This window comes from Terriglobales bacterium (genome assembly GCA_035543055.1).
In the GTDB taxonomy this organism is placed as follows: Bacteria; Acidobacteriota; Terriglobia; order Terriglobales; family Acidobacteriaceae; genus JAIQFD01.
In genome coordinates, this window is record DATKKJ010000251.1 from 1 (window position 1) to 18,400 (window position 18,400).

The following is an 18,400-nucleotide window of genomic DNA, read 5'->3' on the forward strand; positions in this document are numbered from 1 at the left end:
CACGGCGTCATCGAAGTCGCGGGCGGTCTCGCCGTCGATGGTGACGATGGGTTGCTTGCGGTAGTCGTGCCGCCCACGCATCTCATTGTGGGAGATGACCGGCTCGATGGCTTGCGCTTCTTCGATCACGTCGGCGGGGAAGCGGTGGGGGATGTGGTACTTGCGGATGATGATCTCGACGTCCACGCCGAAATCGTTCTCGTAGCCGAGCGCCTCGATCACCCGTCCGCGCGGGTTCTGGGTGGTCGTCGGCCAGTCGGTGATTTCCACGTCTACGACCACGCCTTCGAGGTCGTCCCATTGCGTCTTGCGCCTTGCCTCGTCGCCAATGACGCGGTGTTCCGCCTTCCTGCGCGGACCTCGGTGTTCCTCTGCGGCTGGCTTCTCCTGTCCCCGGGGGATGATGATGTCGAGCGTGATCTTCTCGTCGATGGGCCGGACGAAGTTGTAGCGGTCGCCATGGTGGAAGACGCCGACCACGGTCTCGTGGGCCCGCCCGATCACGCGCAGGATACGGCCTTCGCCCCGGCCATCAGGCCGCACCGAAGTCAGGTCCACCAGGACACGGTCGCCATGCATGGCGTCGCCGATCTCCCGCGGGTTGATGAAGATGTCGCCCGCCAGGCCGCGCGGGGCCCCGTCCTCCGGGGTCACGAAACCGTAGCCATCGCGATGCATGCTCAGGCGCCCCACCACCGCGCCCCGGCCGCCCGCTTTTCTGGGAATGGCATAGCGGTCGCCCGGTACGGTCACCAGTTCGCCCCGCTTGACCAACTGGTTCAGGCGCTCGCCCAGTTCCCGGCGCTCCTGGCCACCGCGCAGCCCGAACTCCCTCACCAATTGCTTGTACTTGGCCGAGCTCTTGGGCTGCTGTTCGATCTTGCGGAGGATCTCCCGGTCGGAGGGCGGCTCGGAGTTGCTTTGTCGTGCCACTTGCTTGTCGGTCCGTGTGGAAAACGGGGCTGCGGCACCCCTAGCTATCGTTAGAGCGCGAATGAGTGTAGGCCATGGGGTCTTCGGCGGATATAAGAAATGCTACCCCAGTAGGAATATTTACATCGCTCTGCCGGCCGCAGGGGCTGGCGAAGGGGCGCCGCGGGCCCGGAGAGATGGGCAAAACCCGCGCCAATCCAGCATTTACCCCCTTGCCGAGGGCTGTTGGGAGGAAGGGCAGTTTGGCAAAACAAGTGCCACGAGCAGAGTGGCTCCCGCAAATCTGGCCCTCCTTCGACGCGATCCAACCAGGTGCGTCTGTGGGCTTCCGGGAGCGACCCCTGAGCTCGCGGAAAGTAAGGAAAGGAATCCATTCCGATGTGGAAGCCCACCCATCAGCCCAGCAACGCACCGAAGTCGAATCCTGGAGCGGAGAAGCCAACCATGAGCACCATGCCCAGCACTCCCACACCCGTGACGACGGAAGCCACGCCGGCGTCCGCCCCCCGTAACCCCTCCCTCAATGCGAACGAGCAGGCCACGATCGGCAAGTCGCTGGTGATCAAAGGCGAGGTCACCGGCTCGGAATCGCTGTACATCGATGGCCGGGTGGAAGGATCCATCAACCTGGCCGGGAACCGCGTGACCATTGGCCGAAACGGCGTGGTCGGCGCCAACATCAGTGCGCGCGAGATCGTGGTGATCGGCAAGGTGCGCGGCAACCTGGTCGCCAGCGACCGGGTGGACATCCGCGCCGACGGTTCGTTGACCGGCGACGTGGTAGCGCAGCGCATCTCCATCGAGGACGGCGCCTTCTTCAAGGGCGGGATTGATATTCGCAAGCCCGGCCAGACCGCCGATGGCAAGGCAGACGCCAAGAAGATGAATGGCGATGCCAAGCTGGAGCCGGCTAGCGTCGCGGAAGCGTCGCACAGCACGCCGGCCGCCCGCGCTTAGGTCTTCGTTCGTTGCCTCAGAACGGGTGCCCTTTGCCACGAGGGCACCCCCCCTCCTTTCGGAAGTGCGCCATGGTAGAGAAGCTGCTTCAGATCCTCTCGATCACCTGCAATCATAAGAAGACCTCCCAGCCGTTCACCGCGGCGACCGCGACCGCCACCGGCGCCAACGGCGATTGGGACCCGGTGGGCGTCGGGCCGAGCCACTACGTCGTCTGCCTGGAGTGCGGAAAGAAGTTTCCCTACGACTGGCAGCGGATGCGGATCGTGCGCTAGGTCCAGTGTGGGACAGCCGCCCCCGGCTGTGCGTTATTTCAATCGCCCCTGAAGGGGCTCCGACGTTTCTGTGCCAGGGACCCACCGCTGACGCGGTGGGCTATTCTCAAACGCCCGCTGGCGCGGGCTACGCGGCCGGGGGCGGCCGCGCCACGCGATTTGAGGTAGTGCGGTGCTAGGGTTTTTCTTCCTCTCGATATTCCGACGGCAGCTCCGGCTGGGCTGAGGGCTGAGGGCTGAGGGCTGAGGGCTTGCGCAGCTTCCGCGGCAGTTCGGAGCGCGTTGCCCACAGGCCGAAGGCTACCGCCACCCCCCAAACCACAGAAGTCACGACCACCGCCGCCACGTCGGCGCGGCGGCTACCATCCACGTAGACTGCCTGCACGGCGAAGTAATTCATCGCCAGGGCAAAGACGCTGGTCAGCAGCGCCTTGCCCAGCTCCAGCCAACGCATGTCTCCCAGCGGCACCAGCTTCTTCCAATGCAGCAGCACCGCCAGCACGACCGTGTTGGCGAAGATCCCGATATCCGATGCGATGGCCAGCCCGGTCACGCCGTAGGCCTGGAAGAGCCACGAATACACCGGCAACGAGGCCACGGTGATGATGGTGACCGCGATCATAGGGGTCAGGGTGTCACCGGCGGCGTAGAAAGCGCGGGCGTAGAGGCCCTGGGCCGCCCAAAACGCCAGGGAAAGCGCGAACCAGAAGAAGAAAAGCGCAGTCTCGCGGGAGTCCGAGAAGTGGAAGCGCCCGCGGCGGTACACCAGGTCCACGACGGGCAGGGCTGCGGCCATCATCCAGGCGGTGATCAGGAAGGCGGCGGCACTCACCCGGTACACGGAATCGCTGACTGTGCGCGCGAACTCCTGCATCCGTTTTTCGCCAAACAGGCGGGTGAAGAAAGGCAGCGAGGCTTGGCCGGTGGCCTGTCCCAGCACGGCGATGGGCACGGCAAACAGGCGCTTGGCGTAATTCAGACGGGTGATGTCGCCAACGCCGCCGGAGGCGAAGTAGCGCAGGATCCAGTCATCGGCGGTGACCAATGAGACGCCGAGCATGAGCGGGATGCTCAGGCGCACCCACTCGCGAAAGCCAGGGTCACGATGGTCGAAGGTGACTTGATAGCCGATGCCGGTCTTCGATGCCGCGATGGCATTGATCAGGAACGGCCCCAGGAAACCGCCGGTGACCGCGCCCACGGCGAGCGATGCGATCCCGAGGCGTCCGGAAAGCACCACGCCGCCCAGAATGATGAAGACGTTGTAGAGGATGGGTCCCAGGGCGGGGAACAGGAAGAGGCGGCGGGAGAGCAGCACCGCCGACACGACGCCGCCGACGTAGAAGAAGATCTGCGCTGGGAGCAGGATGCGGGTCAGGTACACGCACAGCTGGAGCTGCTCGGCGGAAAAGCGGGGAAAGATCAGGCGCTCGATCTGCGGAGTGAACACCTCCAAAAGCGCAATCCCGATAACCAACACCGTGGTCATCAGGGTGATGACCACAGAGAAGGCCTTGCGCGCTTCTTGATCTCGACCTTCCGCGGTGTAGCGGGTGAAGATGGAGACGAAGGTGATGGAGGCGGTGCCGCCGGCGACGATGTAGTTCAGCCAGTCGGGGAGGGTGAAGGCGGCGACGTAGGCATCGGTCTGCAGGCCGGCGCCGAAGGCCCAGGCGATGTAGGCCTCGCGGATGTAGCCCACCACCCGCGAAAGCATGATGGCCGACATAAGCAGGACGGTGGCCGAAAGGGCGGAATGCTGATGGGAGGGCCGGAGAAATCGGCCCAGCCCGCCCTGCGTGGGTGCCTGCTCGCCGCTGCCCATCCGCCGCGATTCTACATGAACGTTCTGCGCAACAGCCCGCGCGAGGGCGCGCGGGCCACTTTGTCGGACGTCGTAAGCCGCGCGATTACAAATCTTTACATCACGGTCAGCGGCCTCTCATCTAAGCTAAGGGTTTACATTCTGTGTATCCCACCGCACTGGGGGAATGACCTTGGCACGTGCACACGCTCTTTTCTTCTGTGGATCACTGTTGGCCCTACTGGCTGGGGGCTGTAGCAAGTCGAATAGCGCGGCCAAGGCGGCGCCGGCGCCGCGCGCCATCCCGGTTGGCGTCGCAGAGGTGCAACAGCGCGATGTCCCCATCCTGCTCCAAGGCCTGGGCACGGTCACCGCGTACAACACGGTGACGGTGCGCAGCCGGGTGGACGGCGAGATCGTCAAAGTGAACTTCCGCGAAGGGCAGGAGGCGAAGGTGGGCGACCTGCTGGCGGTCATCGATCCGCGGCCGTTCGAGGTGGCGCTGGCGCAGGCGGAGGCCACGCTGGTGCGCGACCAGGGGCAGTACAACACCGCTCGCCTGAACGCCCAGCGCGACGCGACGCTGGCCCAGCAAGGCATCGTCGCCCAGCAGCAGGCCGACCAGTCGCGCGCCCTATATGAGCAGTTCCAGGGCGCGATCGACATGGACAAGGCCGCCATCCAGAACGCCAAGCTGAACCTCGGCTACACCCGCATCACCGCTCCGGTCAGCGGGCGGGTAGGACTGCGGCTGATCGACGCTGGGAACATCGTCCATGCCAACGACCAGAACGGCATGCTGGTGATCACCCAGATGGAGCCCATCGCGGTGGTGTTCACCCTGCCGGAGGACAACCTGCAGGCCCTCCTGCCGCGCATGCGCGCCGGCACGCTCCCGGTGGAGGCCTTCAGCCGCGACGACCGCACCAGGATCGCCGGCGGCAAGCTGGAGACCATCGACAACCAGATCGATCCCAACACCGGCACGTTCAAGCTGAAGGCCGTCTTCGACAACAAGGACCGCGCGCTGTGGCCCAACCAGTTTGTGAACGTCCACCTGCAACTGGAGACCCGCAAGAACGCCGTGGTCGCGCCCGCCAGCGCCATCCAGCGCGGCCCCCGGAGCAGCACCTTCGCTTATGTCGTGGGGAGTGACAGCACGGCGCAAGTGCGAGATGTCCAGGTGGCGCTCACCCAGGGGCAGATCGCGCTCATTGCCAGCGGGCTGCAGCCGGGAGAGCACGTGGTCACCGACGGCCAGGAGAAGCTGCAGGCGGGCACAAAGGTGGAGCCGCAGGCGTCGCAGCGCGGTCTGTCGCAGCAAGGATCGGCTGGGGAGCGCAGATGAGCATCTCCCGTCCGTTCATCGAACGGCCGATCGCCACCTCGCTGCTGATGGTGGGTCTGCTGCTGGCGGGCGTCGTGGCCTACCGCGAATTGCCCATCTCCGCCCTGCCGCAGGTCGATTACCCCACCATCCAGATCGTCACCTTCTATCCCGGGGCGTCGCCGGACGTGGTGGGTTCCTCCATCACCGCGCCGCTGGAGCGGCAGTTCGGCCAGTTGCCCGGCCTGAGCCAGATGACCTCGACCAGTTCCTTCGGCGCCTCGGTCATCACCCTGCAGTTCGTGCTCAAGGAGAACATCGACGTGGCCGAGCAGGAGGTGCAGGCCGCGATCAATGCCGCCGGCTCGTTCCTGCCGCGCGACCTGCCCAACCCTCCGGTGTACAGCAAGGTGAATCCCGCGGATGCGCCCGTCCTGACCCTGGGCATGACCTCGAGCACCACGCCGCTGCCCGAGGTTGAAGACCTGGCCGACACCACGCTGGCGCAGAAGATCTCGCAGCTGCCCGGGGTCGGGCTGGTGACCATCAGCGGCGGACAGAAGCCGGCGGTGCGCATCCAGGCCAACCCGGTGGCGCTCGCCTCCTACGGCATGAGCCTGGAACAGTTGCGCAGCGTGATTGCGCAGGTGAACGTAGACCAGGCCAAGGGGCAGATCGACGGCCCCCACCAGGCCTTCACCATCGGGGCCAACGACCAGATCATGTCGAGCAAGGACTACGCTGACGTGGTGGTGGCCTACAAGAACGGCAACCCGGTCCGGCTGAAGGACGTAGCCACGGTGGTGGACGGCGCCGAGAACGCCAACCAGGCGGCCTGGATGGGCGTGAACGGCCAGACCTCGCCGGCGGTGATCGTCAACATCCAGCGCCAGCCCGGGGCCAACATCATCGCCGTGGTGGACAGCATCAAGCGGCTGCTGCCGCGCTTGCAGGCCACCCTGCCCGGTTCGGTGAAGGTCAGCATCCTCACCGACCGCACCGAGACCATCCGGGCGTCGGTGAACGACGTGCAGTTCGAGATGGGCCTCACCGTCGCCCTGGTGGTGATGGTCATCTTCCTCTTCCTGCGCAACCTCTCGGCCACGACGATTCCCAGCGTGGCCGTGCCCCTGTCGCTGATCGGGACCTTCGGGGTGATGTACCTGCTGGGATACTCGCTCGACAACCTGTCGCTGATGGCGCTCACCATCTCCACCGGGTTCGTGGTGGACGACGCCATCGTGATGATCGAGAACATCGACCGCTACCTCGAGGCCGGCGATCCGCCGTTCGAGGCCGCCCTCAAGGGCGCGGGGCAGATCGGATTCACCATCGTGTCGCTGACCGTCTCCCTAATCGCGGTGCTGATCCCGCTGCTGTTCATGGGCGATATCGTGGGGCGGCTGTTCCGCGAGTTCGCCGTCACCCTGGCCACCGCCATCATCATGTCGGCGCTGATCTCGCTGACCCTGACGCCGATGATGTCGTCGAAGCTGCTGAAGCCGCAGCACGGCCGCCAGCAGGGGCGGCTCTACCGGGTGACCGAGCGCGCCTGGCAGAACACCATCGACTTCTACCGGGGAACCCTGAGCGTCGTGTTGCAACACCGGACGGCCACGCTGCTGATCACGCTGGGAACTCTGATCGCCACCTGCGTGATGGCGTACTACGTGCCGAAAGGGTTTTTCCCGGTGCAGGACACGGGGGTGATCCTGGGCATCACCGATGCACCGCAATCCATCTCCTTCCGTGCCCTGGAGCAGCGGCAGCGCCAGGTGGCGGATATCGTCCTGCAGGACCCGGACGTCGTCAGCCTGTCGTCGTTCATCGGGGTGGACGGCGTGAACCTGACGCCCAACAGCGGACGCATCCAGATCAACCTCAGGCCGCGGAATGAGCGCAGCGCCGACGCCAGCGAGATCATCAACCGGCTGCAGAAGAAGCTGGAGCCCGTGGCCGGCATCACGCTCTACATGCAGCCGGTGCAGGACCTGACGGTCGAAGACCGGGTGAGCCGCACCCAGTACCAGTACACGCTGGAGGATGCCGACGCGCAGGAACTCGGCGTCTGGGTGCCCAGGGTGATCGCCAAGCTGCAGACCATCCCGGTCCTGAAAGACGTGGCCAGCGACCAGCTCAACGACGGCTTGCAAGCCCACCTGGTGATTGACCGCGACACCGCGTCGCGCCTGGGCGTCAGCATGCAGGCCATCGACGACACGCTCTACGACGCCTTCGGCCAGCGCCAGGTCTCCACCATGTTCACGCAGTTGAACCAGTACCACGTGGTGCTGGAGGTGGATCCGCAATTTCGCACCGACCCCGGCGTGCTCAAAAGCATCTACGTGCCGGCGCAGCCGCCAGGCGGAGCGCCATCCGCGACTTTCACTACCGGCGGGCCGGGATTCCAGGGAGGTTTGGCGGCGATCCAGAGCGCCGGTTCTGGCACGACCCAGGCCGCCAGCCAGGTGCCGCTGGCGGCGTTCGCCCATTTCGAGACCGGGCCGGCGCCGCTCGCCCTCACCCACCAGGGACAGTTCCCCGCGACCACCATCTCCTTCAACCTGGTGCGGGGCGAGTCGCTGGGCGCGGCGGTGCGAGCCATCCAGGACGCCGAGGCCGAGATCGGCATGCCGGCCAGCATCCACACCACCTTCCAGGGCACCGCGCGCGCCTTTCAGGCGTCGCTGGCCAATGAAGGCTGGCTGATCCTGGCGGCGATCATCACCGTGTACATCGTGCTGGGCGTGCTCTACGAGAGCTATATCCACCCAGTGACCATCCTCTCCACGCTGCCCTCGGCGGGCGTGGGCGCTATCCTGGCGCTCACCATCTTCCGCATGGACCTGGGGGTGATGGCCCTGATCGGCATCATCCTGCTCATCGGCATCGTCAAGAAGAACGCCATCATGATGATCGATTTCGCGCTGGACGCGGAGCGCAACGAGGGCAGGAAGCCGGAGGAGGCCATCTTCGAGGCGGCCCTGCTGCGCTTCCGGCCGATCATGATGACGACTTTTGCGGCGCTCTTCGGGGCCGTGCCGCTGGCGTTCGGCATGGGCGCAGGCTCGGAGCTGCGGCGGCCGCTGGGCGTCAGCATCATCGGCGGCCTGCTCTTCAGCCAGGTGCTGACCCTGTACACGACCCCGGTCGTGTACCTCTGGTTCGACCGGCTGGGGCGCTCCATCGCCGCCTGGCGGGCCTCGCGGCCGGCGGAAGCGACGGGGGACTAGGTGAGCATCTCCACCCCATTCATCCGGCGGCCGGTCGGCACCACGCTGCTGACGGTCGGGCTGTTCCTGGCCGGAGGGCTCGCCTACACGCAATTGCCGGTCTCGCCGTTGCCCCGGGTGGATTACCCGGTGATCTCGGTAGGCGCGGGCTTGCCCGGCGCCAGCCCGGAGACCATGGCTTCGGCGGTGGCCACGCCGCTGGAGCGGCAATTCGGGCGCATCGCCGGGGTCAATCAGATGACTTCGGTGAGCTCGACGGGCAGCACCAACATCACGCTGCAATTCGATCTGAATCGGAACATCGACGCCGCCGCCCGCGATGTCCAGGCGGCCATCAACGCCGCCCGCGGACAGCTTCCCAGCAACCTGCCCAGCAATCCTGGCTATCGCAAGGTGAACCCGGCCGACGCGCCCATCATGATCCTGGCGCTGACCTCCGACACCATGCCCACGCCCCGGGTATACGACGTCGCCGATTCCATCCTGGCGCAGAAGCTGGCGCAGGTCGAAGGCGTGGGGCAGGTGTTCGTGGGCGGGTCGGCGCCGCCGGCGGTGCGCATCGAGGCCAATCCGCTGCAACTGAACGCGCTGGGCATCGGCCTGGACCGGGTGCGGAGCGCGGTCGCCGCCAGCAACGCCAACCGCCCCAAGGGCTCGCTGCAGGACCACCAGCAGAGCTGGATGGTCACGGCCAACGATCAGCGCCGCACCGCCGACCAGTACCGCCGCATCATCGTCGCCTATTCCAAGGGAGCGGCGGTGCGGTTGGGCGACGTGGCTGACGTGCAGGATTCGCTGCAGGACATCCGCAATGCCGGTTATTTCAGCGGCAAGCGCTCGGTGTTGATCATCATCTTCCGCCAGCCGGGGGCGAACATCATCGCCACGGTGGACCGGGTGCGCGATCTGCTGCCGCAGCTGCAGGCGTCGGTGCCGCCGGCGGTGAAGATCGACGTCGCGCTCGACCGCACCACCACTATCCGCGCCTCGCTGGCGGATGTGAAGCGCACCCTGGTGATCGCGGTGTGCCTGGTGGTGATGGTGGTCTTCCTTTTCCTGCGGAACGCGCGGGCCACCTTCATCCCCGGTGTCGCCGTGCCCCTGGCGCTGGTGGGCACGTTCGGCATCATGTACCTGCTCGACTACTCCATCGACAACCTGTCACTGATGGCGCTGACCATCTCGACCGGGTTCGTGGTGGACGACGCCATCGTGGTGATCGAGAACATCATGCGGCACATGGAGGCCGGCATGAAGCCCTACCAGGCGGCGCTGCTGGGGGCCCGGGAGATCGGCTTCACCGTGGTCTCCATCAGCATCTCGCTGGTGGCGGTGTTCATCCCCATCCTGCTGATGGGCGGGCTGGTGGGGCGGCTGTTCCGCGAGTTCGCGGTCACCATCAGCGCCGCCATCGTGGTCTCCATGGTGGTCTCGCTGACCACCACGCCGATGATGTGCGCCACCCTGCTGAAGCCCATCGAGCATGAGCGCCGCAGCCGCCTCTTCCGCTGGAGCGAACGCTTCTTCCAGGCCATCAACGATGCCTATCGCGTCTCCCTGCGCTGGGTGCTCGACCACAAGGGCATCGGCCTGGCGCTGACCGTGCTGATCCTGGGCCTGAACGTGTTCCTGTATATCGTCATTCCCAAGGGCTTCTTCCCGCAGCAGGACACCGGCCGCATGTTCGGCACGGTGCAGGCCCAGCAGGACATCTCCTTCGACGCGCTCAACCAGAAGGTGCAGCAGTATGCCGCCATCGTGAAGAGCGACCCAGCGGTGGACACCATGGTGGCCTTCGCCGGCGGGGGCATGAGTTCCAACTCCGGGCGCATGTTCGTAGTGCTCAAGCCGCTGGCGGAACGCAAGGTCTCCACCGACCAGGTGATCAACCGGCTGCGCCCGAAACTGGCACGCATTCCCGGCTCCTCGCTGTTCATGCAGACGGCGCAGGAGCTGAACGTGGGCGGGCGCATGTCGGCGGCGCAGTTCCAGTACACGCTGCAGGGCGAGGACCTGGCGCAGTTGAACGAATGGGCGCCGCGGCTGCAGCAGAAGTTGCGCTCCCTAGCGCAACTGCGCGACGTCAACACCGACCAGCAGATCCGCGGCCTGCAGCAGGACGTGGTGATCGACCGCGCCACCGCCGCCCGGCTCGGCGTCACCCCGATGCAGATCGATGCCGCGCTCTACGACGCCTTCGGGCAGCGCCAGATCTCGACCATCTACCAGCCGCTCAACCAGTATCACGTGGTGCTGGAGGCCGACCCGGCCTACCGCAACAGCCCCGACTCACTGAAGAACATCTATGTGCGCTCCAGCACTGGGCAGCAGGTGCCGCTGGCCAGCTTCGTGCACTTTGGTCCCAGCAACGCCCCCCTAGCGGTGAACCACCAGGGACAGTTCCCGGCCATCACCCTGTCGTTCAACCTGGCGCCGGGGATCTCGCTGGGCGAGGCCACCCGCGCCATCGAGAATGCCCAGACCGACATCGGCATGCCCGGGACCATCCACGGCAGCTTCCAGGGCACGGCCGCGGTCTTCCAGGAGTCGCTGAAGAACGAGCCCTACCTGATCCTGGCGGCGCTGATTGCGGTGTACATCGTGCTGGGCGTGCTCTACGAGAGCTACATTCACCCCATCACTATCCTGTCCACGCTGCCTTCGGCCGGGCTGGGGGCTCTGCTGGCGCTGCTCCTCACCGGCATCGACCTGAACGTGATCGCCCTCATCGGCATCTTCCTGCTCATCGGCATCGTGAAGAAGAACGGCATCATGATGATCGACTTCGCGCTGGATGCGGAGCGCAAACACGGCAAGTCGTCGGAGGAGTCGATCTTCGAGGCGGCGCTGCTGCGCTTCCGGCCCATCACCATGACCACCATGGCGGCGCTGCTGGGCGCGACCCCGCTGGCCTTCGGCTTCGGGGTCGGTTCGGAGCTGCGACGGCCGCTGGGTGTCGCTATCGTCGGCGGACTCATCGTCAGCCAGATGGTGACGCTGTTCACCACGCCCGTCATCTACCTCTACATGGATCGCTTGCAGATCTGGTGGATCAGCCGGCGGCGCCCCCGCGCTCCCCAACCGGCGCACGCGGACTAGTCGCCCGCCGCCGGTCGTCAGTCGTCAGCTCTACCCCCTATCGTGTACCCTGTCGCGCATGAGACCGCGCATACTTTTGCTGCTTCTACTGCTGTCCGTCTCCGTCTCTGCCCAGCACCTGGTCAAGCAGGACGTGTTCAACGCCATCGCGCAGGAATATTCGGGCGAGCGGGCGCAGGAAACCATCCGCGAGATCGTCGAGTACCACCGCATCCAGGGCAGCCCGATGATGGCGGGTGTCGCCGAGAAGGTCGTGCTGGCCAAGCTGAAGTCGTATGGCATCGAGGCCAAGTTGGAGCAGTTCCCGTCGGACGGCGCCAGGAAGTACGCGACCTTTGTCTCGCCCGTGGGCTGGGACATGCGCGGTGGCGAGCTGTGGGTGGAAAGCGCGCCGGGAACGGATTTCAAACCGTACCGCCTCTGCCGCTACGCCGATGCGGCCATGTGCGTGGCGACTTATTCAAAGGGCGGCGAGTGGTCGGGGCAATTGGTGGATGTCGGGTCAGGCACCAGTGCCGGCGATTATGAGGGCAAGGACGTGAACGGCAAGGTCGCACTGGCGTCGGGCTACGCGGCCAACGTGGTGCGCGAGGCGGTGCTCAAGCGCGGCGCGGTCGGGGTTGTGATCTATCCGCGGGCCGACGACCGGCCGGAACACCCATACATGGTGCGCTACAACGGCGTCTGGCCGCGCGCTGACGAGGTGGAGAAGACCCGCGGCGGCTTCATGATCTCGGCGGCGCAGTACGCCGAGATCAAGAAGCTGACGAAGAAAGGCGCGGTGCAGGTCCACGGCAAGGTCGACGCCAGCTACGTCCCCGGCCAGCTCACCCTGGTGCACGCCTGGATCCGCGGCAGCGAGAAGCCGGATCAGGAGGTCCTCATAAGCGGGCATCTCGACCACCCCAAGTGGAGCGCCAACGACAACGCCAGCGGCTCGGCGGCGATGGTGGAGATGGTGCGGGCGCTCGGCGTCCTGATCAAGGCGGGGAAGATTCCCGCGCCGCGGCGGACCATCCACTTCCTCTGGGTGCCCGAGTACTACGGCACCATCGCCTATCTCGCGTCCCACCTGGAGGTGCGGCGCTGCGGGTCGTGGGACGATCCGCGCCCGGCGCCCATCAAGCCCAGCTGCGTCATCGCCAACCTTAACCTGGACATGGTGGGCGAGGACACGGTGAAGACCAACGGCCGCTTCTACTTCACGCGCACGCCCGATTCGGTGCCGTCGTTCCTCGACGCGCTGCTGGAAGACGTGCTGCAGCAGACCCGCGAAGCCAACCTCTTCGCGCCCACCGGCACCCACAACTACTGGCCGACTGAGGTCATCCCGTACACGCAGGGGAGCGACCACGACATGTTCCTGGGTCTCGGTATCCCTTCGACCATGCTGGGCCACGACCCCGACTGGACGCACCACACCTCCGAAGACACGGTGGACAAGACCGACGCCAGCGAGCTGCTGCGCGTGGGGACGATGGCCAGCGCCGCGGTGGAGTGGATGGCGAGCGCGGGAGAGGAGGAGTGGCAGCTGGTCATCAACAGAACAACGGCGGCATTGACGGGTCGATCGATGGAAACCGCCATGCGGTGGCGCGAGGCGGGGATGGGCCAGTTTCCGAAGACGTTGTGGGGAGCCGTGATCAAGCACACAGGGATCGGCCCCTCCTTCACAACGCAACTCCCCCAAGAAACCGGCATCGGCCCGCGCCGCCTCACGCTGTTGCCGCTTTCACCCGTTGTCTTCGCTGACCTCACTGGCGATGACAAGAAGTGGTGGGAGGAGCAGGATGCGAAATTCGCCCACTTGGTCGAGTCTCTCGCGACCAAGCCGACCTTCGAGCTGCTGGTTTACGAGACGTTGAACTTCATGGACGGCCACCGCTCCACCTCCAACATCGCGCAGTTGCTCTCCGCCGAGTACCTGATGCCCTTCGACCAGGCCTGGGTGGACCGACTCGTGAAGATCCTGGCGGAGAGGAAGCTGGTAGCGCTGAAATAGCCACCAGTGGAGACGCCCGTAAGGGCGTCTCTACCGCACACTCTTAAGCAAAAGTGAAGGACCGCCGTTCCCGGCGGCCTTCGGTTTCCGATGGGCTTACTTCTTGGGGGCAGCGGGCGCCGGCCTCGCTGGAGTCATGGGCTTGGAGCTGGAGGCCGGCTTGGTGGCAGGCGTAGCCGGTGGCGCCACGCCCGAGTCGCGGTTATAGGCCTCCACCACCTCCTTGGTGATGTTGACCTGGGGCACGGCCCACAGCAGTTGCCCCTGCGGGTCGCCTTCCTGGTAGTTCAGGATGACGGTGAACCCGTTGGACGCGGCGTAGCGCTCCAGGGTCTTGTACACCTTGGCCGCCACCTTGCCGAAGACCTCGTTCTGCTCACGCTGGGCCTCGCTCTGGGCGTCTTCCAGGTTGCGCTGCAGCGCCTTCTGCTTGACGTCGATGTTGCGCACCAGGGTGGCGCGGGCCTCGTCGTTCAGCTTGTCGCCCTGGGTCTGGAGCTGCTTCTTGAGGTTCTCGACCTCGTCATTCTGGTTCTTTAGCTCGGTCTGCTTGGGGTCGAACTTCTTGGCCAAGGCTTCGAACTCGCGCTGCCCCTCATTGGTCGCGACTACGGCGCGCTGGAAGTCGATGATGCCCACCTTGGTGACCACCGGGGCGGTGGGAGCGGGCGGGGAAGCCGGCCCCGGGTTGGAGGCGGCGCTGCCGGTCTGTGCGAAAGCGGCCAGCGACAAGATGGTGGCGATGGCCACGACTGCGGGGGTGAGCTTGCGTCTCATCGGTTGTACTTTGAGCTCCTTAGGAGAATCTTCAAAAATCCTTAGAAATCTTTCGGGATCTGCAGCGGCGTGGAAGACTGCATCACCGGCTCGGCCGGGGGACCCGAGAAAATCTCGCGCATGCTGCCAATGTTTAATTATAGGGGCAGCTTTCCATCAGCGTCAAACATCGGCAGACGCAACCGGCACGTCAGAAGGTGGTGGCAAAAGTGAAACGGAACGTATGCCGAGGCTCCAGCAACTTGTAGCCTGACGCCTGCTGCTGCAATTGCTGGAAGGTGTAATCACCGGCGCCGCCCGCCGGGAACATGGAGCGGGTCACCACGAAGGGCGGGATGGCCGTGCTGTTCAGGATCAGCGGGTTCCAGGCGTAGTACACGCGCACCGGAGCGTTCAGCACCGGCATCAGGACCTGGAACTCCACTCCGGTGGACATGCGCGGCACGTAGTTGGTGCCATCCACGATCTGCAGGTTCTGCGGGAACGAGCCCAGGGAGACGCCGCCGGCGCAATTGAACGCCGGGTCCAGCGTGGGGCAGCCGAAGAGAGTGGTATTCAGGGTGTTCAGTGTCTGGTCGGAGATGCGCAACTGCGAGTTGCGCAGGATCATGTTCATGCCAAAGTCGCTGAACAGGGCCAGGGTCACGGGTCCGGCGATGGGTATGCGGTATTCGGCATTGGCCACGATGCTGGTATCGCCGCCGGGCAGCACGATGCTGTACAGAGGCACTGGGACCGTCACTATGCCGGCGCGCGGGTTGGAGGGGTCTTTCAAGACCGAGGTTCCGTCCGGGTTCACCAGTGGGATGTTGTAATCCTGCACGATGAAGCTATAGGGGCCGATGGTGCGGATATCGAAACCCCGCAGGTCGTTGTCGCCGCCCTGGTAGAACCGCTGGAAGGGAGGCGCCACCAGCCCCCCAAAACCGGTGACAAACGATCCCTGCACCCGGAAGCCAAGCGACTGGTTGCCGTCACGGTTGAAATGAATCCCCTTCATCGGGATCCAGCGCTTGTATTCCGCCACCGGTCGGAGGTCGCGCACGTTCCCGCCCAGCCCGGCGATCTCGGTGGCCAGGTATAAGCTCTGCCCGCGGTGGGGCTTCAACGGGCTGTCGATGGTGCTGAAAGACAACGACGGAATCACCTTGCTGCTGATCACTCCCTCCAGCGCGTTCGGTCCGGAGATGCCGCGGAAGGCGATGTTCTGGAACAGGTTCTGCGACGCCTGGCTGAATGTCGTGACCGACGTACGATCGAACGCATAGGTGAGCCCGATGCGCTTGAAGGAGCGGCGCAGAGCGTAGGCCGCGCTGAGGGTGAACCCGGTGCTGGACTGGGAATAGTCCTGCAGCGTGTTAAGGGTGCTCTGCGGCAGGTTGAGCTGCGAGCCCAGTTGCTGCGAGGCGATCTGCGCCTGGTTGTACTCGTATTTAGTGCTGAAGATGGTGAAGCCGAGCTGCAGCGGCCGGTCGAACGCGTAGGGCTCGGTGAATCCGAAGGTGATGTTGCGCTGGTAGCTGCCGATGTTGAAATCCACCGTCAGGGTCTCGCCCAGACCCAGGAAGTTGTTGGTCTGATAGTTCAGGCCGATGAAGGAACCGGCCAGGCCGCTGACCCCGCCGGTCAGGCCGATGGAATTCTTGCCCTTTTCCTTGACCTTGAGGGTGATATCGACCGTGCTCTCCTGGTTGTCCTGTTTGACGTCGGAATCCTGCTCCGGCTTGAGGGCCTCGAAATAGTTGAGCTGGTTCAGGCGCAGCAGGCTGAGCTCCCACAGCTTGCTGTTGTAGACGCCGCCCTCTTCCAGCGCCAGCTCGCGCCGGATGACCTTGTCGCGGGTGGTGGTGTTGCCCGTGAACTCGATGCGCCGCACGGAGAATTGCTTCCCTTCGTCCAGGTCGACGTCGAGGGTGATGAGGTGCTTGTCGTCGTCGATCTTGGTGTCGGGGACGGCGGTGAAGTTGATGTAGCCGAACTCCCCGTAGGCCTCGCGGAGGTTCTTCAGGCCCTTGCGCACCATCTCGGTATTGAACAGCTCTCCGTCTTTCATCGGGAACAGCCTGCGCAGGGCGGCATTGTTGGTGAGCGCCTTGTTGCCGTGAAAGGTGATGGCCGCCAGGCGGTAGGTCGTCCCTTCCTCCACCGGGATGGTGATGTCCATGGCCTTGCCGGCTTTGCGGAAGAGCCAGGGAAAGCCGGGGGCGGTGTCGCGTACCTGGGTCTTGGGGTCCTGCACCAGCGCCTTGAAGTAGCCCTTCTGCTGATACGCGTCGCGCACCCGCTCCGTGTCTTCCTGCAGCTTGGTGGCGTCGTAAGTGCGGGAGATCAGGTTCTCCAGCACGATGGAGTGCGGCAGGCCGATGGGCTTCAGGTTCTTCATCGAGTTCCGCAGGTAGCGGGAACTCACGTTCGCGTTTCCCTCGAAGGCGATCTTGCCCACCTTCACCTTGGGCCCTTCGGTGACCACAAAAGTGACCGCCACCGAGGCCGGGGGAATGGGCCTGACCTCCGAGCGGACGGTGGCGAACTGGCGCCCGTGCTCCGCGAGCATCTCCTTCAGCACCACCTCCGCCCGTTTCACCTTGGTGGGGTCGTACTGGTTCTCGACCGTGAGGCCTACCTTGCGCTGCTTGAAGCGGTCGAGCACGTCGCTCTGCGAGACCGAGTTCAGGCCCTTGTATTCGATCTCCCGGATGGTCGGCTTTTCCTTCACGTAGAAATGGATGATGAAGCCCTTGGTGCTGTCCTCGCGCTCGATGCGCAAGTCCTCGAAGTAGCCGGTGTTCCACAGGGAAGCGAAGTCGCGTTGCAGGCCGGCCTCGTCGTACACGTCCCCTTCGCGGGTGAAGATGCGCGCCCGCACGGTCTCCGCCGGGATGCGGCGGTTGCCGTGGATGCGGATGGATTCGATGAGCTGTTGCTGGGCAAAGGCGTTCCCCGCCCAGAGGAAAAGCACTCCGAGCACTGCCAGCAGCAGGGATTTTGTGGCGCCTGTATGACTTACAGGCCTTTCCTGAAGAGGACCAGAAATAAGACACCCTCAGTCTAGGATCGAGGAAACGGTGATTATACAAAGAGTGGCGAGAGATTGACTAGCGAACCATCTCCGCGCGTTCCACTTCGACCAGCGCGGAATAAAACACGGCGCCGCCCCCTAAGTCGCTCTTGCGGTCGGAGATCAGCACGTTGACGTTCTTCCCTTCAGCGGAGAGCTTGGCCCAGTCCAGCCGCCCCGCGACCACCCCCGGCCGCACGGCGCCGTTAACCCGGGCCGTCAGATGCAACTCCCCTCGGCCATTGAAGATTCGGACGGCATCCCCGTCGCGGATGCCGCGGGCCTGCGCGTCGGTGTGATTGATCTCCAGCAGCCCGCGCTGCTCGAGCACCTGTACTGACGGCAGGTTGGTGAAGGTGGAGTTCAAGAAGTTGTCGGCCTTGCGGGCCAGCAACTCGAGCGGGAACCGTCGGGCCTCCGGTGCATGGCGCGACTCCGCCGGCGGCACGAACTGCGCCACCGGGTCGAGACCCTTGGCGGCCATCGCCTCGCTGTACAGTTCCGCCTTTCCGCTGGGAGTGGGGAAGCCGCCGGCAGCGAAGGGGAGGAAGAAAGTGGAGTCGCTGGAGCGCGGGAGGTTGAGACGCACGTGTCCTTCGCGCTCCAGCTTCGCCCGGTCGATGCCTTTCACCCACTCATGCCCCGAGTCGAGGGCTGCGTCGATGGCGGTGTCCACCGACTCGCGGAAGCAATCCTCAGGAAAGCCCATGCGCGCCGCGAGCGCCGCGAAGACGTCGAAGTTGGAGCGCGCTTCGCCGATGGGCGTGATGGCCGCTTCCGAAAGCTGGACGTAATAGTGGCCGTAGCCGGTCTGCAGGTCCCTCTGCTCGAAAAATGTCGTGGCGGGCAGCACCATGTCGGCGTAGTCAGTGGTATCGGTGAGGAACTGCTCGTGGACCACGGTGAACAGGTCGGGGCGCGCGAAGCCGCGCACC

General features: G+C 65.0%; 11 protein-coding genes. 6 read left to right on the forward strand and 5 right to left on the reverse strand.

Translation table 11 applies throughout. The annotated features are described in order from the left end of the window. On the reverse strand, window positions 1–933 hold a 933-nt coding region (locus VMS96_15790; protein HVP44887.1), incomplete at its 3' end, for a hypothetical protein. A gap of 444 nt (window positions 934–1,377) precedes the next feature. Between VMS96_15790 and VMS96_15795 the strand changes: the two genes are divergently transcribed. Both VMS96_15795 and VMS96_15800 read left to right on the forward strand, forming a co-directional pair. Continuing rightward, window positions 1,378–1,890 carry a polymer-forming cytoskeletal protein gene (locus VMS96_15795; GenBank protein ID HVP44888.1) on the forward strand — a complete coding sequence of 171 codons (513 nt, stop codon included), beginning with the start codon at window positions 1,378–1,380 and terminating at the stop codon, window positions 1,888–1,890. A gap of 71 nt (window positions 1,891–1,961) precedes the next feature. Beyond that, on the forward strand, window positions 1,962–2,165 hold the full coding sequence (locus tag VMS96_15800; protein HVP44889.1) for a hypothetical protein: 204 nt from the start codon (window positions 1,962–1,964) through the stop codon (window positions 2,163–2,165). 175 nt (window positions 2,166–2,340) lie between these two features. Here the strand turns inward: VMS96_15800 and murJ are convergent, their stop codons facing one another. Beyond that, window positions 2,341–3,990 (reverse strand): murein biosynthesis integral membrane protein MurJ, encoded by a 1,650-nt coding sequence (gene murJ, locus VMS96_15805; GenBank protein HVP44890.1) that lies wholly within the window; start codon window positions 3,988–3,990, stop codon window positions 2,341–2,343. A 211-nt stretch (window positions 3,991–4,201) separates the two neighbouring features. Here murJ and VMS96_15810 point away from each other — a divergent pair, with 211 nt between their 5' ends. The 4 genes from VMS96_15810 to VMS96_15825 all read left to right on the forward strand — a co-directional run bounded on the left by VMS96_15810 (window position 4,202) and on the right by VMS96_15825 (window position 13,630). Then, entirely contained in the window at window positions 4,202–5,317 is a 1,116-nt protein-coding gene (locus VMS96_15810; protein HVP44891.1) for an efflux RND transporter periplasmic adaptor subunit, read from the forward strand. Continuing rightward, entirely contained in the window at window positions 5,314–8,529 is a 3,216-nt protein-coding gene (locus VMS96_15815) for an efflux RND transporter permease subunit (GenBank protein ID HVP44892.1), read from the forward strand. Before VMS96_15810 ends, VMS96_15815 begins: the two co-directional genes overlap by 4 nt. Further along, on the forward strand, window positions 8,530–11,628 hold the full coding sequence (locus tag VMS96_15820) for a multidrug efflux RND transporter permease subunit (protein HVP44893.1): 3,099 nt from the start codon (window positions 8,530–8,532) through the stop codon (window positions 11,626–11,628). A gap of 76 nt (window positions 11,629–11,704) precedes the next feature. Then, window positions 11,705–13,630 (forward strand): DUF4910 domain-containing protein, encoded by a 1,926-nt coding sequence (locus VMS96_15825; GenBank protein ID HVP44894.1) that lies wholly within the window; start codon window positions 11,705–11,707, stop codon window positions 13,628–13,630. Between the two features lie 96 nt (window positions 13,631–13,726). Here VMS96_15825 and VMS96_15830 read toward each other — a convergent pair whose 3' ends face one another. The 3 genes from VMS96_15830 to VMS96_15840 all read right to left on the reverse strand — a co-directional run. Beyond that, window positions 13,727–14,407 carry an OmpH family outer membrane protein gene (locus tag VMS96_15830; protein ID HVP44895.1) on the reverse strand — a complete coding sequence of 227 codons (681 nt, stop codon included), beginning with the start codon at window positions 14,405–14,407 and terminating at the stop codon, window positions 13,727–13,729. Window positions 14,408–14,597: 190 nt separating this feature from the next. After that, window positions 14,598–17,366, reverse strand: coding sequence for an outer membrane protein assembly factor BamA (gene bamA, locus VMS96_15835; protein ID HVP44896.1), 2,769 nt, complete (start codon window positions 17,364–17,366; stop codon window positions 14,598–14,600). Between the two features lie 136 nt (window positions 17,367–17,502). Next, the coding region (locus VMS96_15840) for a molybdopterin-dependent oxidoreductase (GenBank protein HVP44897.1) at window positions 17,503–18,400 on the reverse strand (898 nt) is incomplete at its 5' end.